The organism is Methanocalculus taiwanensis (genome assembly GCF_024372745.1).
In the GTDB taxonomy this organism is placed as follows: Archaea; Halobacteriota; Methanomicrobia; order Methanomicrobiales; family Methanocorpusculaceae; genus Methanocalculus; species Methanocalculus taiwanensis.
This window is the reverse complement of the sequence record NZ_VOTZ01000005.1, coordinates 14,194-27,990: the sequence shown is the minus strand read 5'-3', so window position 1 is coordinate 27,990 and position 13,797 is coordinate 14,194. Positions and strand designations below refer to the sequence as shown.

Below are 13,797 nucleotides of genomic sequence, written 5' to 3'. Positions count from 1 at the left end.
AACTATAGAAGTTGTGATAACTTCACCATGATTGAAAAAAAAGATCAGGCACGATCAAACCCTTTCACAAGACCCACCACAAGCACAATGACCGGGATTACCTCAAGCCTTCCAAGCCACATCAGAAGAATAAATAAGATCTTTCCTCCATCTGAAATATCTGAGGAAATATGCCCTGTCGAGATGCCATTGTTGCAGATTGCAGTAATCACGTCAAAGATCACATGGCTTGAATCATACCCGGGCCCTTCAAACTGGAGGATCAGGATGGTGCTTGCGAAGATGATGACGAGGTAGAGGACGATGACGAGCATATTCTTTGAGACTTCGTACTCTGCGATCATCTTCGGGATACTCCGCCCTTCATGACGGAACGGGATGACTGCACGACCCGATATGAAGATACGCCGAAACCACCAGACAAGCCCTTCGTAACAGATGATGGCACGACCCAGCTTGATACCTCCGGCAGTGCTCCCTGTTGATCCGCCGACAACCATCAGGGCTGCAAGGAAGAGGATCGTCGCATGCGGCCAGAGAGAGGGATCGGTATTCTGGAAACCAGTGCTTGTTGCCGCCGATACAGTCATGAAGAGAGCCTGGCGGAGGGAGTCGGAGATCAGGAATGTCCCGATCCTCGTGAGATCATAGGTGACAATCAGTATCCCGGCGGCGATGATCGAGATGAGCAGGAATGGCTGGAGATCCCGTAAGAAAGCAACGACCCGTTTTGCATAGATCATGAAGTAGAGCTTGAAGGGAAGTGCTCCCACAATCATGATAGGGATGAGGGCAAGCTCCATGAAAGGATTGTTATAGTGGGCGATTCCGCCATCGTACATGGTAAAGCCGCCGGTTGCTATCGCAACAAGTGTAAGGTTCACCGCATCCCATACCTCCACGCCGGAGAGCATCACAAGCCCGATGCCAGCGAGTGTCAGGATGCCATAAATCTTCCACATCTGGATTGCCGTATCGACTACACTCGGCATAAGAGCCTCAGAACGCGCCTCCGAACGGTACAGCTCCTTCTGGACAAGCCCTGATCTGTTCACCATCGCAACTGTAAAAGCAACGATACCCATACCTCCAAGCCACTGCATGAAGGATCGCCAGAAGAGGATCGTTTTTGGGAAGTCATCAAGCCCGCAAGCCATAGTCAGGCCGGTGGTTGTCCATCCTGACATAGCTTCAAAGACACAGTCGACATATGGCATTCCACAGACAATATAGAATGGAATTGCACCGATCAGAGAAGAGATGAGCCAGATCATCGCAACAGCGCTGAGGGCAACCGAGAGCCGTGCCTGTTTATTTGAATGAGGGATCGTCCGCAAAAAACTTCCCAATATGAAGAAGACAAGGGGGACAAGGGCCATAGGTAAGAAGACATGCCATTCCGAATAGATGATTGCAACAATCAACGGAATAGATGAGGCAAAGGCTAAAAACTGGAGAATAGCCCCGATGTCACGGGCAATGATCGTGAAATGCTCAGTCCGATCCATACTTCATCAGAGATTACCTTTGCACTATTAAAAAGATACACTGCTCAAACGGGAGATTCTGTGAGAGAACACTGTCGGCAGATAATCTGCCATGCAATCAATAATGCGATCACATCTGTTGGAGAGACCAGTTTTCCCGGGAAGAAAGGCAATGCACATATCTCAGTCTGTGCCTCGATACTATCCTCAAGGGAACGTGCAAACCCATAGGGGAGATATCCATCCAGTCTCATTGAGACAAGGCTCCTGCCATCCAGTTCAGTACTACAGCCGGAGATGCTATAAGGACCATCGACGAGCGGGAGAATCCGTGAGAGATCAAGGGTAAATGGTACATTTGTGAGGAGGCAGGAAGATGGATCAGCCTGAAGGAGGGAGACTGAATAGACGGGGGGATCACGGCCCGGCGCTGCCAGGCTTTCTTCAATCCTGATGACATAATCTGCATATTGCCTCTGGAAAGCCACATACTTTTCATAATCGGGTTCTCTGGTGCGAATCTCAGCTAAAACAGCCTCACGGGTATGGCCACGCTCCCCCACATCACGCCGGATCTTCCATGCATACTTGACATCGGGGTGGGGATCGACAAAGAGTGCGAGATCGATCATCTCCCGTAGCTCTTCTGTGAAGAGGGGATGAAGCCCTTCGAGGATAATAATGTTTTTTGGCCGGAAGGGGATATCCGGATCAAAAGTGCCATTTGTATGATTGTACACCGGTTTCTGGATTTCCTCTCCACGTTTTAAGGCGGCGATATCCGACTCAAGACGGTCAAAGCGGTTTGCATCGGGATGTAGGGGGGTAATGGACAATGCGGCCCTCTCATCCCGATCGTACCGGTGATAATCATCGAGGGTTATCGTCGATACACGGGACGGTCCAAGAACGATGCTGACGATCCGTGTAAACGTCGTCTTCCCCGATCCGCTGTCCCCGGCCACCCCGATGATGAAGGGATTAACCTGATCATGGAGCGCCTCATGGAATACACTGGAACGCATAGTTGATAATCAACCCTGTGGACTTATACTTTGGGGAGGAGGGAAAGGCGATTCCCTCTGGATCTTATCTATACTACTAATTCCAGGCATCAAGCCGCATCTGCCCGGACTGACCTTTCTGTGGCCCTGCTATACGTTCAAGCACCGGGTGAATCCGCTCGGTTGAGAACCCATACTCATCACAGAGGATCCCGATGATCTGATCGGGATCAGGCGGCTTCCATTCCGGCTGGTATGCTTCGGCTACCGGCGGGAAGAGGAAAAACTCCATGATCGGTTCTGGATCGGTATCAGGTGCTTTTTCTGCCATCACATCAGAAAACCGGCCCTCGCGGACGATCTTCAATGCCTTCTTCGGCCCGATTCCATGGATCCCTTCATTAAAGTCTGTCCCGATGAGAATACCTATCTGGATGAGCTGCTCACGGGTAATTCCAAGCGTTTCAAGGAATTCTGAGAGATAAATCCGCTCAGGAGATATCGTAACCTGCCTTCCCCCAATCCGTCGCTTTCCTGAAACGGTCAGGTTCCTGACGAGGACAGTAGCGCCAAAGAGAAGTGAGTCATAATCCTGGGATACTGAATATGTGGCAATTCCATTATTGACAAAGCTGGCAGACTGCGCTTCACCTTCCGAGGGGGCTTCCATCCAGGGTATGCCAAGTGCATCGAGAAGCCTTTTGCCACTTCCAAGTATAGCGGAATCAACCCGTGTGGACTGCATTGCCGCGCGGTAAGCTGCATCGGTATCCCCTCGTTCCAGAGCTTTTACCCATTCAACTTCACCAGCCTCACGAATCCCGCGTCTTCCGGCGATGGTTTTCGCCTTAAACTCAGGCGGGGGACCATCAAAGATATAAAAGGGCATAATCCCGTTCTCAAGAAAATGAGCTGTCCGGAAGAGAAGGCCTGAGAGGTGCGATGTCACCCGTCCCCGCGTATCCTGCAGGGGTGTTCCATCTGCCTGCCTTATGATCGAAAGGAACTGGTACAGGGCATTATTTGCATCGATCGCTGCGACCCCGGGAATATCACCGAAGCTGACCGGGTGGCGGCACCCTTCCAGCAGGGGACGTATGGAAACTCCCAATATATCCCCTACCTGTACATTCGCCGTGTCAGGCTGTCAACAATCTCGCCGAGCTGATCTACGGTCCTGTCATATTTGCGGTTCATGCTGGCTGATATCTCTTCAAGGTTGACACGCATCGTCCTCTCACGGGCAATGATGTTCTCCTCAAGGCTCCGTATCTTCATCCCCAGTGAAAGGAAGAGACCGCCCAGCGAGAGCATCATCAGGGTTGCTCCAATGACGATCGTGAGATCCTGCCAGAGCCTGAGGACAAGGACAAGTGTGGATACCACCAGCACAACGATCAGGATCAGATCCCAGACATAATCACGAAGATCCATGTTTTACCATAAGAAGAACCATAATGATTAAGCTACCTATCCGGAGCAGGATACAATGGAACGACGAAACCTCCCCGCCATCATTGGCATGCCGATCATCCTCCTTGCTGTTATCATCGGAGGGGTACTCCTCGCAGCACCGGTTGAAGATGCCGGGCTGACCGCATTCGAAGATCCGGACTCATTGACAAATCCGATCATATTTCTCGCAATCCTCCTGACATTCACCGCAGTCCTCCTTCTGCTCATCAGGTTTGCAAAACAGCAGATCATCAGCCTCATCATCGGGGGAGCAATCCTGCTCACCTACTTCTATGTCTTCCTGGCACTCTCCAACCAGTTTATCGGATCGGCGACTTTTGCAGCCACAGCAGCATTTGCAGCAGCAATAATTGCCATCGCCCTTTTATACCGGTACCCGAGATGGTACGTGATAGATGCTCTTGGAATCATCCTAGCATCAGGTGTTGCTGCCATCTTCGGCGCGTCGCTAGCCGTTATGCCGGTGATTATACTTCTGATCCTGCTCGCGGCCTATGATGCGATCTCGGTATACCGGACAAAACATATGATCACGCTCGCCGAAGGAGTGATGGATCAGAAGATGCCGATCCTCTTTATAATCCCAAAAGAGCGGGGATATGCCGGAACATACGAGAAGATCACGCCATCTGCTGAAAGTGGGGATATCAAAAAAGAACGTGGAACGTTCCTGATGGGGATGGGGGATGCAATCATGCCAGCGATACTGGTTGTCTCAGCGTACACCTTCATCCAGTCCCCGGTGCCAGCTATAGGGGCTGCAATCGGGTCATTCATCGGCCTTGGCGTCCTCCTGATGATGGTCTTCTCAGGGAAGCCTCAGGCAGGACTTCCCCCATTGAATGGGGGAGTTATTCTGGGTTTTCTGGCAGGGTGTCTGCTGGTCTCGGAGTGGTCGTGGGTGTTCGTTCTCTGAGTGTGGCTGCAAGCACCTCCAAAACACCTTCCCCGGTAACAGTCGACATATTCAACACACCCGGATATGGTGCCAGATCAGATTTGTTTGCGCATACAATAACCGGAACATGGGCAAAACCCTTAATTTCCTCAAGCAGTAGCTCCTGGGTGGTGAGATCGTACCCGCAATGTTCACTTGGGTCAATGATGAAGAGGATTGTATCGGCGACATAGATGAGTGCATTGAGTGCCTGCCGCTCGATCTTGTTCCGCTCCCTGTTATTTCCGGCATCAAGGATTCCAGGCGTATCGATGAACTGGACGCGTTCCCGCCACGAGAGTTCATGATGGCCGACGATGACGCCTTTTGTGGTGAACGGGTATGAGGCAACCTGCGGGGTTGCCGTTGAGACGAGCCTGATGAACGAACTTTTTCCGACATTCGGGTACCCTGCAACAACGATGGTGAATTCATCAGAGGATACCACCGGAAGTTTCCTCAGGACGTTCCGGGCATCATTTAAAAACCTGAGATCCTTATCGATCTGGTGGACGATGGAAGCGATCCGTGCAACTGCCTGTTTACGTATGGCAAGGTTCTCGGGAGAGCGCCGCATCGATCGTGCGAGATCTTTTCCTATATCACGCGTATGTTTTGCGGCCCACCCAACCCCGCCAAAAGCTTTTCTCATCTCTTCAATCCCATAAAGAATATCAACGAGATCCCGATAGAATGGAGGAAGGGTATCGAATTCAGGGAAGGACTGGATAATTGAGACCAGCTTGTCATGGACGGCCTGGGTGACCGCCATGACGAATTCCTCATTGGCACGGTCTTTATTTTTCTTATCCCGCATCTTCTTGGCTGCACGGCGGAAACTCCGATCAAGTATCTCATCTGCGGTTGGCACTGTAGGTATTGTATCAAACATCAGTTCTGTTTCCCCAAGGTATTTATCCGGATATGTGTGATTAATCATTATGGATCTCTCACTCATCCAGAAAGATATTCTTATAACATTAATCTCACTCTATCATCAACATTCTCATCCCATCAAAGGAGATGATATTGCAGAGATTATCAAGAGAAATCCCGGCACCGTCAGAAACCAGATGCAGGCGCTAAAGGCGCTTGGTCTTGTGGACGGAATTCCCGGGCCAAAGGGAGGCTATCATCCGACTGCACATGCATACAAAGAACTGAATATCAAACCAACCGATGATGCAGCCGAGGTGACGATATCAAGGAATGGGCAACCGATTCCGGGTGTGCGGGTGACCGAGGTCGACTTCACCACCCTCTGCCACCCTGATCTCTGTCATTCACTCATAAAAATTGTCGGGAGCGTCCGTAATTTCACTATCGGAGAGGAGATCACAATCGGTCCGACACCCGTGAACAAGCTGATGATTCGCGGGGAGGTTTTTGGCCGTGACGAGATCCAGGGTGCGCTTCTCATCTCGATCTCAGAGATGACATCGCTCCCGAAGAAGTATATCCGCCATTATATGAGTTCACCCTTAATCAGCATCCAGCCTGATGCAACAATACAACAGGCGATAGGAATATGCTCTAAAAACAAAATTAAAGGTATACCTGTCATTTTACAGGAACAGCTCCTCGGGATCGTCACCCTGACCGATATCGCACGAGCAATTGATGCGAATATTCCTCTTGATACACCGGTGAATAGTATAATGACCCACGATGTCATCGAGGTCAGTGAACATACGCGTCTCTATGAGGTGATTCGGCGGTTTAAGGAGCGTGAAATTGGCAGAGTTATCGTTGTCTCAGGTGGAAAGCCTGTCGGCATCCTCACACAATCGGATATTATTGAGGTTTTTCCCACCCTATAATGCGCCATTTCAGGAAAATAGGAATAGTTTATATAGTTATCAGCCAACCATCTTTCTATGACAAAGGCGTTTGCTCGTACGCTCCGGCGGAAGAAGATCATGAGTAGTGACGGCAAGGTGATCGGGCAGTTAAAGAATATAATTATTGATGTCGGAAGCGGCCAGGTGATCAACCTGATCGTCAAACCGGACACCGGATTTGACACCTCAAACTACAAGCTCGATGATGAATGCATGCTCATTCCATTCGAGGCCGTCAAGGATATCAAAGACTATATTGTCGTTGATCGGTATATGCTCAGGTGAGCATCTTAAAAAAAACGCTCAAGGGCAGATAGCAGACCCTCGGAGAAGCCATCACCATACATCTGATCTGTCACCAGATCAGCTATTTTTTTCAGGTTTTCACTGCCATTTGCCATCGTTATTCCAAAACCTGCAACCTCAAGCATCTCGAGATCGTTATCGGAATCCCCGGCAGCCAGGAAATCCCCGGGTGAGAGCGAGAGCATTGGGGCAAGTGCCCTGAGCGCTGTGCCTTTTGAGATCCCGGGAGTCTGGAGGTGGATGGCAAATCCGGTATCGATTACCCTGACGGGGAGATCCGATACCACTGACCTGACCTCCTCTACCGGAACGGTTCGTGCAAAAGCAACATCCGCATGCCGCAGTTCCATGCTATATGGGAGGAGGGCTATCTCCTGTGCCTCAAAATGTGACACAAGGCGATCATATGCCAGCAGGCATGATGAGCGATCACCTGTGATATGGGGAGCTTCATTATAGCCGACCTGAAAAACCCCGCCATTCTCCCCGATTATGGCTCCATCTGTTCCGATCATCCTTGCCAGTGCATCGAGAAAACAGAGGGTGTTTCCTGATGCAAGCACCACAGGTATCCCCCGGTCGATGAAGAGGCGGATCGTCTCGATTGCACCAGTGCTGATCCTCCGGCGATCATCGGTTAAAGTTCCATCGATATCGCAGACGACTGCCTTCAGCACGGCTTGATACCCGCCTTCTCGACCATAAATGTCGCTTCCCCTTCTGGGAGGTTCGGGCTGTCCACAAGGCGTGCTATCCGTTTGCCTGCCTTGCTCTTCCTGAGGTACAGCCTGAATGTTGCGGAGTGCCCGACAATATTGCCGCCGATAGGCTTGGTCGGATCCCCGAAGAAGACACCAGGATTGGACATTACCTGGTTCGTCACAAGTGCGACGGCATTGTGCTCATCGACGAGCTTGAAGAGCTCATGCATATGCCGGTTCAGTTTCTGCTGCCGTGTTGCAAGGGTGCCGCGCCCTGCGTATTCAGCACGGAAATGTCCGGTGAGCGAGTCGATGATGAAGAGGCGGATCGGCATGCCACTCTCCTTCTGCTCGTTTGCAAGATCACGTGCCGTATCGATGAGAAGCATCTGGTGATCCGAGGTATGCGCCCGCGCCACATGGATATGCGAGAGGAACTCTTCGGTTGTCCCCACTTCACAGTCAACATCAAGCCCCTCCACCATCTGGGCGATACGCTCCGGCCGGAAGGTATTCTCGGTATCGATAAAGATGCAGGAGCCTCCAAGGCCCCCGCACTCTTCCGGGAGCTGGCAGTTGACTGCCAGCTGGTGGACGATCTGGCTCTTTCCGGATCCAAACTCACCATAGAGTTCGGTTATTGCCTGGGTCTCAACACCGCCACCGAGGAGATCGTCAAATTCGGGTACAAAGGTCCTGAGTTTCCGCACCTCCTTTCTCCTGAGGAGGACATCGGTGCCGGTCTTGAATCCGCCGATATCAGCGATCTCACGCGCACCTTTGATCATCTTCTTCGCAGTCGCCTCGCCGATCTCGGCGGCCTCGGCGAGATCGACAGGGGAAGCGGTTGCAATACTTTCTACTGTACAGTATCCGGCCTCACGGAGGCGATCAGCGGTTGCCGGGCCGACACCCGGGACATCTTCAAGATCAATTTCTGACATATCTTCTCACATCCTTCATTTGAGATATACTCTGATATTCAGGCGGAGAGGTTATCAATGCCTGACCCCGGAGGGTGAAAGTGAAGGATCGATGAGAGCCGCTGCCCGTGCGAGAAGCGACTCCGGATCAGTTGCAAGGGGTGTTGCCTGATCAACAATGAAACGTCTCCCGGATACCCTGCCAAAGACGCGGTAGCGGGTGGCGATCTGAAGATCCGGTGGTTCGATGATGAAGATGGTCTTTCCATCAAAGAGAGACATCCCTTCAGGAGAGAGGAATATGACACCTTCGATCTCTGTCTCTTCTGTCTCACCCGGAACCACGCGGATGGCACTCCCAAATCCAACAGAGAGTTCGACATCCCCATACCTGTTCAGGCGGGCACCAGCATTATAGACCTCGATTGTTTCACCGGAGAGGAATGGATCGCATGCCCGATCGCCCCAGATAACAATCCTGAGCGGCCCTTCGATGAAGAGATTTCTCACCCAGGAGAGCTCACCCCGCCGCGTGGTAAACTGCCGGGGAGGATGCAGGGTAATGATCTCACCCCTGACCGAATAGACACCCTTGTCATGGACCTCATTGGATGGTGTAAAAGAAAAACCGATCTCCTCATCCAGGGGAATAACCCGTGTCTCCTCCTGTGCGATATATTCAACACCCTCGTCAGACGAACGCCGTTTGGCACCTGTTATCCTGACTGATATGCCTTCTGGGATCCCATCAAGCAGAGAAGGATCCCATGTGATGAACCGGGCGCACCCGGTCGGATCCCCGATGATCGCTTCCTGGATGGTTGCCTCACTCCCATCCCTCCTCGAGAAGGTGCGGGGAGAAGAGAGCGCAAGGATACGGGCATCTATGTCAGCATTTGAGGAGAATGAACGTGATCTCTCTTCGGAGATCGATATCTCAACAGAAGTCTCCCTGATTGCAAGTGCATGCACTTCGATCCGCTGCCCCTTCTTTGGCCTCCCGATCACCTCGATGGCGACCCCTATCTCAAGTTCCTGTACACCTGCTGCCATCTCATCCCAGAGAACAAGAGAGATAGAGCCGGTGCTGTCTGCCAGCTCAATACGGGAAACATATCCGGTTGATCCATCATCACGGGTGAAATCCTTTGGATCGGTGATCTGTACCACCTTTCCAAAGAATGAGACCAGGGAAGGGGAGGAGGTTATCGCCTGGATCTTCAGGTGGCTTCTGCCGAGTTCATCGACGAGGAGAAGAGCAGCAGCCGTCTCATCGATTGCACCTCCGTGAGAAGCAATCTTCTCATCGATCCTCCGGTCGAACTCCTCCCTGCTCAGTATGTCATCGACAAGTGCGTAATGAAACCTCACAGCTGCACGCTCATTCCTGCTGCCATGACGGGATGGCCATCGTGGCACAGAGATCGTCGAGTGTCTCTCCTCTCCTGATCAGTTCGGCACGATCCCCTTTCACCATCACCTCAGGCGAGCGGGGTCTCCCATTGTACTGGGAGGACATGGCATACCCGTATGCCCCGCAGTCGAGGACAGCAACCAGATCGCCTGCCTCCGGTGTTGGCAGAAGGCGGTCAGCTGCCAGAATATCACCGGTCTCACAGATTGGCCCTGCGATCGTCACTTCTTCCACTCCGGTCTGATCTGCCTTGTTTGCCATGATCACTTCATGCCATGAATCGTACATGGCGGGCCTGATCAGGAGGTTGAAACCTGCATCGACATTTGCAAATGTCTTGTATGCCCGTTTCACCGAGTTCACTTTTGTGAGAAGCACTGTTGATTCTGCTAAGAGCCAGCGGCCGGGTTCAACCCAGAACTCAGGAGAGATGCCATTCTCCCGTATCCCCTCAAGGAAGACGGGCATCACGGCCTGTGCATACTCTTCCGGTGTCGGAGCGACATCGGTTTCCCGGTGGTATGGTACACCTAGCCCTCCGCCGATATCGAGGAATTCGAGGTTGACACCGATATCGGTCACCTCGCCTGCCACCTTGGCCATGACGGCGGCGGCACGGGCAAATGGCTCGACATCAAGGATCTGGGATCCGATATGGCAGTGAAGTCCGACGGGAACGACGTAGGGGGCATCAAGTGCTGCCTGGTATGCAGAGAGGATCTCTGCTGCCGGGATCCCGAACTTTGTGGTGGCAAGGCCTGTTGCAATCTTTGGATGGGTCGGGACCTCGAGTGCGGGGTTTACCCGGAATGCGATCTGGACTGTCTTCTTCTGTTCAGTCGCGATTCTGGAGAGCTGGTTTAATTCATCGATCGAGTCGACCGAGACCCGGACTCCCGTTTCGACTGCAAGCCTGAGATCGTCTGTTGTCTTTGAGCTGCCATTGAAGAGGAGCCGCTCAGGTTTCATTCCGGCACGGAGTGCGAGCATCAGTTCGCCTGAGGAGAAGACATCGGCACCGGCACCGGCCCGCCCGAGAGCCCGGAGGACAGCAAGGTTTCCGTTTGCCTTTGCTGCAAAGAGGAGCCGGACGTTTGGATAACAACTCGATAACGCCGATTCGTACCGCTCAAAGTTATCCAGGATCTGGTCCTCGTTTGTCACATAGAGCGGGGTTCCAAACCGATCTGCAAGATCAACGAGATCGTGGGCGCCGCTCATCAGGTGGCCGTTCTGAATGGATAGGTGGGAGGGGAGCTGCATAGGCATCAGTGCATCGCCTCCATCCGTGCAACAGCTTCTGTGATCCGCTCAACAGACCGGGTGATCGCAAACCTCACATATCCTTCGCCGTTTGCGCCAAACCCGATGCCAGGAGTGGCGACAATACCCGCTTCATCAAGGAGACGGGCTGCGAACTTCATTGAGTCATCGACTTTCAGCCAGACATAGAAGGTGGCTTTTGGAGCGGAGATATCATATCCCAGACTTCGGAGGCCTTTGACGAGTACGTCACGGCGTTCCTGGTAGATTTTGCATGCATCGGCGACACAGTCCTGCGGGCCGGTGAGCGCTGTCACACCGGCAAGCTGGACCGCATCAAATGCGCCCGAATCGATATTCGTCTTGACGCGGCCAAGGCCAGCAATGATCTCCCTGTTCCCGACCGCCATCCCGAGCCGCCAGCCGGTCATGTTATAGGTCTTTGAGAGTGAGTGCATCTCGATCCCGACCTCCGATGCTCCATCTGCCTGGAGGAATGAGGGAGCGACATAGCCGTCGAAGGTGATCTCCGAGTATGCGTTGTCATGGACAGCCACGATAGAATGCTCGCGTGCAAATTCAACAACCTCGTCAAAGAACTTCATCGGAGCAACTGCCGCAGTCGGGTTGTTTGGGTACCCGAAGAAGAGGAGTTTCGTCTTCTTCAGGATATCTTTTGGAATGGCGTTGAGATCCGGGAGGAAATTGTTCTCTTCGGTGAGGGGGAGGGGGTGGCAGATCCCTTCTGCAAAGAGGGTGGATGTCTTGTATACAGGGTACCCGGGATCGGTCGCGAGGACGATATCGCCGGGGTTGACGAATGCCTCCGGCACATGGGCGATTCCTTCTTTTGATCCAATCAGCGTGATAATCTCGGATTTTGGATCTGCGGTGACGCCGAACCGGTTTTTATACCAGGTGGAAACCGCTTCACGGTATGTGGAGAGGCCCAGGTATGAGGGGTAGTGATGGGTTGCCGGATCACGTGCTGCAGTGCAGAGTGTCTCGACAATATGCGGAGGTGTCGGAAGATCCGGGTCGCCGACGCCGAGATCGATGACATCGACACCTGAGCGGATCTTTGCTTCTTTCATTTCGTCGATACGGGCAAAGAGATAGGGGGGTAGATTGTCAAGTCTGTCTGCGTACATTGTGAGTACTGTTCAATCTTACGGTACTTAAGAATCACTGAGAATCAGGGTACTGATTCCTGACAAATGGTTATACCATTCTATGACGATACCTTCTGACGAGGAGAGTGGAGATGAAGAAACGCCTCATTTACCTGGATAATGCTGCAACGACGAAGACGCATCCCGATGTCGTATCTGCGATGCTCCCGTACTTTTCTGAATGTTTTGGGAACCCTTCTTCGCTCTATGATCTCGCGGCAGCCTCGCGCACCGCAGTTGAGGATGCACGGGGAAAGGTTGCGGCGGCGATCGGTGCAAAAGCGGATGAGATCTACTTCACCTCAGGTGGAACCGAATCTGACAACTGGGCAATTCGCGGGGTTGCCACAGCCCATGCAAAGAAAGGGCGGCATATTATCACATCCGCAATCGAGCACCACGCGGTTCTGCATACCTGCGAGGCACTTGAAAAGGAAGGATACGAGGTGACCTATCTCCCGGTGGATGAATCTGGCAGGGTGAGGGTTGCGGATGTTCTGGCTGCGATCAGGGACGATACGATCCTGATCTCGATCATGCTCGCCAATAACGAGATCGGCACTATCCAGCCGATTGCTGAGATCGGTGAGATTGCGAGAACAAAGAAGATCGCCTTCCATACCGATGCGGTGCAGGCGGTCGGGCATATCCCGGTTGATGTGAATTCATTGAATGTCGATCTCCTTTCTCTCTCAGCTCACAAGTTTCGCGGTCCAAAAGGCATCGGTGCGCTCTATATCAGGAAGGGCACCCGTATTGCTCCGTTCATGCATGGCGGCGCCCAGGAGAAGCGGCGGCGGGCAGGGACCGAGAATGTCCCTGCAATCGTCGGGCTCGGGGCGGCAATTGAGCGTGCGGTTGCCCTGATGCCTGAGAAGACGGATCGTATCCTGAAGCTGAGGGAGAAGCTCATTGCCGGGCTTGGTGCAATCCCGGCGAGCAGGCTGAATGGTCATCCAAACGAGCGGCTCCCAAACAACGTCAATTACATCTTCGAATATATCGAAGGGGAATCGATACTCCTCCTCCTGAATGCACACGGGATTGCAGCCTCAACAGGGAGCGCCTGCACATCCGCATCCCTTGATCCCTCGCATGTCCTTCTTGCCTGCGGCATCCCCCATGAGATCGCACATGGATCACTCAGGCTGACGCTCGGGGAGGAGACGGCAGAAGAAGAGATCGACTATGTACTGGAGACTGTGCCGAAGGTGGTACAGCGGCTCCGGGATATGTCGCCATTGACACCTAAAGAACTCAGGAGCAGGTGAAT

Annotated in this window: 14 protein-coding genes; 4 read left to right on the top strand and 10 right to left on the bottom strand. The window is 52.6% G+C overall.

What is annotated here, in order from left to right; all coding sequences use genetic code 11:
• Positions 1 to 44 precede the first annotated feature (44 nt).
• From FTO68_RS03340 to FTO68_RS03325, 4 genes are all read right to left on the bottom strand, one after another.
• A complete protein-coding gene (locus FTO68_RS03340) occupies positions 45 to 1,508 on the bottom strand; it encodes a TrkH family potassium uptake protein (RefSeq protein ID WP_255331956.1) in 1,464 nt (487 codons plus the stop codon).
• Between the two features lie 44 nt (positions 1,509 to 1,552).
• Entirely contained in the window at positions 1,553 to 2,512 is a 960-nt protein-coding gene (locus tag FTO68_RS03335; RefSeq protein WP_255331955.1) for a phosphoribulokinase, read from the bottom strand.
• Between the two features lie 76 nt (positions 2,513 to 2,588).
• Positions 2,589 to 3,602, bottom strand: a complete 1,014-nt coding sequence (fen, locus tag FTO68_RS03330) for a flap endonuclease-1 (RefSeq protein WP_255331954.1) — start codon at positions 3,600 to 3,602, stop codon at positions 2,589 to 2,591.
• Positions 3,603 to 3,610: 8 nt separating this feature from the next.
• On the bottom strand, positions 3,611 to 3,925 hold the full coding sequence (locus FTO68_RS03325; protein WP_255331953.1) for a hypothetical protein: 315 nt from the start codon (positions 3,923 to 3,925) through the stop codon (positions 3,611 to 3,613).
• 55 nt (positions 3,926 to 3,980) lie between these two features.
• On the opposite strand from FTO68_RS03325, the gene FTO68_RS03320 reads away from it, so the two are divergent.
• On the top strand, positions 3,981 to 4,883 hold the full coding sequence (locus tag FTO68_RS03320) for a presenilin family intramembrane aspartyl protease PSH (RefSeq protein WP_255331952.1): 903 nt from the start codon (positions 3,981 to 3,983) through the stop codon (positions 4,881 to 4,883).
• Here the strand turns inward: FTO68_RS03320 and FTO68_RS03315 are convergent.
• Positions 4,819 to 5,844 (bottom strand): NOG1 family protein, encoded by a 1,026-nt coding sequence (locus FTO68_RS03315; protein WP_255331951.1) that lies wholly within the window; start codon positions 5,842 to 5,844, stop codon positions 4,819 to 4,821. The two genes, FTO68_RS03320 and FTO68_RS03315, sit on opposite strands and share 65 nt — an antisense overlap.
• 1 nt (position 5,845) lies before the next feature.
• Here FTO68_RS03315 and FTO68_RS03310 point away from each other — a divergent pair, with 1 nt between their 5' ends.
• Positions 5,846 to 6,724, top strand: coding sequence for a CBS domain-containing protein (locus tag FTO68_RS03310; RefSeq protein WP_255331950.1), 879 nt, complete (start codon positions 5,846 to 5,848; stop codon positions 6,722 to 6,724).
• Positions 6,725 to 6,781: 57 nt separating this feature from the next.
• Positions 6,782 to 7,030, top strand: a complete 249-nt coding sequence (locus FTO68_RS03305; RefSeq protein ID WP_255331949.1) for a PRC-barrel domain-containing protein — start codon at positions 6,782 to 6,784, stop codon at positions 7,028 to 7,030.
• Positions 7,031 to 7,035: 5 nt separating this feature from the next.
• Here FTO68_RS03305 and FTO68_RS03300 read toward each other — a convergent pair whose 3' ends face one another.
• From FTO68_RS03300 to FTO68_RS03280, 5 genes are read right to left on the bottom strand one after another with little or no spacing between them, the layout of a single operon-like run.
• Positions 7,036 to 7,728, bottom strand: a complete 693-nt coding sequence (locus FTO68_RS03300; protein ID WP_255331948.1) for a phosphoglycolate phosphatase — start codon at positions 7,726 to 7,728, stop codon at positions 7,036 to 7,038.
• Entirely contained in the window at positions 7,722 to 8,696 is a 975-nt protein-coding gene (gene radA, locus FTO68_RS03295) for a DNA repair and recombination protein RadA (RefSeq protein WP_255331947.1), read from the bottom strand. Before radA ends, FTO68_RS03300 begins: the two co-directional genes overlap by 7 nt.
• Positions 8,697 to 8,750: 54 nt before the next feature.
• Positions 8,751 to 10,094 carry an OB-fold nucleic acid binding domain-containing protein gene (locus tag FTO68_RS03290; RefSeq protein WP_255331946.1) on the bottom strand — a complete coding sequence of 448 codons (1,344 nt, stop codon included), beginning with the start codon at positions 10,092 to 10,094 and terminating at the stop codon, positions 8,751 to 8,753.
• A complete protein-coding gene (gene lysA, locus FTO68_RS03285; RefSeq protein WP_255332044.1) occupies positions 10,057 to 11,352 on the bottom strand; it encodes a diaminopimelate decarboxylase in 1,296 nt (431 codons plus the stop codon). Before lysA ends, FTO68_RS03290 begins: the two co-directional genes overlap by 38 nt.
• A gap of 5 nt (positions 11,353 to 11,357) precedes the next feature.
• A complete protein-coding gene (locus tag FTO68_RS03280; protein ID WP_255331945.1) occupies positions 11,358 to 12,503 on the bottom strand; it encodes an LL-diaminopimelate aminotransferase in 1,146 nt (381 codons plus the stop codon).
• 113 nt (positions 12,504 to 12,616) lie between these two features.
• Between FTO68_RS03280 and nifS the strand changes: the two genes are divergently transcribed.
• Complete coding sequence (gene nifS, locus FTO68_RS03275; RefSeq protein ID WP_255331944.1) at positions 12,617 to 13,795, top strand: cysteine desulfurase NifS; 1,179 nt, start codon at positions 12,617 to 12,619, stop codon at positions 13,793 to 13,795.
• Positions 13,796 to 13,797 lie beyond the last annotated feature (2 nt).

Bases quoted from the DNA above. Each gene is read 5' to 3' on its own strand.
- FTO68_RS03340 (WP_255331956.1), bottom strand. From the start codon at position 1,508: ATGGATCGGACTGAGCATTTCACGATCATTGCCCGTGACATCGGGGCT.
- FTO68_RS03335 (WP_255331955.1), bottom strand. From the start codon at position 2,512: ATGCGTTCCAGTGTATTCCATGAGGCGCTCCATGATCAGGTTAATCCC.
- FTO68_RS03325 (WP_255331953.1), bottom strand. From the start codon at position 3,925: ATGGATCTTCGTGATTATGTCTGGGATCTGATCCTGATCGTTGTGCTG.
- FTO68_RS03320 (WP_255331952.1), top strand. From the start codon at position 3,981: ATGGAACGACGAAACCTCCCCGCCATCATTGGCATGCCGATCATCCTC.
- FTO68_RS03315 (WP_255331951.1), bottom strand. From the start codon at position 5,844: ATGATTAATCACACATATCCGGATAAATACCTTGGGGAAACAGAACTG.
- FTO68_RS03310 (WP_255331950.1), top strand. From the start codon at position 5,846: ATGGATCTCTCACTCATCCAGAAAGATATTCTTATAACATTAATCTCA.
- FTO68_RS03305 (WP_255331949.1), top strand. From the start codon at position 6,782: ATGACAAAGGCGTTTGCTCGTACGCTCCGGCGGAAGAAGATCATGAGT.
- radA (WP_255331947.1), bottom strand. From the start codon at position 8,696: ATGTCAGAAATTGATCTTGAAGATGTCCCGGGTGTCGGCCCGGCAACC.
- lysA (WP_255332044.1), bottom strand. From the start codon at position 11,352: ATGCAGCTCCCCTCCCACCTATCCATTCAGAACGGCCACCTGATGAGC.
- FTO68_RS03280 (WP_255331945.1), bottom strand. From the start codon at position 12,503: ATGTACGCAGACAGACTTGACAATCTACCCCCCTATCTCTTTGCCCGT.
- nifS (WP_255331944.1), top strand. From the start codon at position 12,617: ATGAAGAAACGCCTCATTTACCTGGATAATGCTGCAACGACGAAGACG.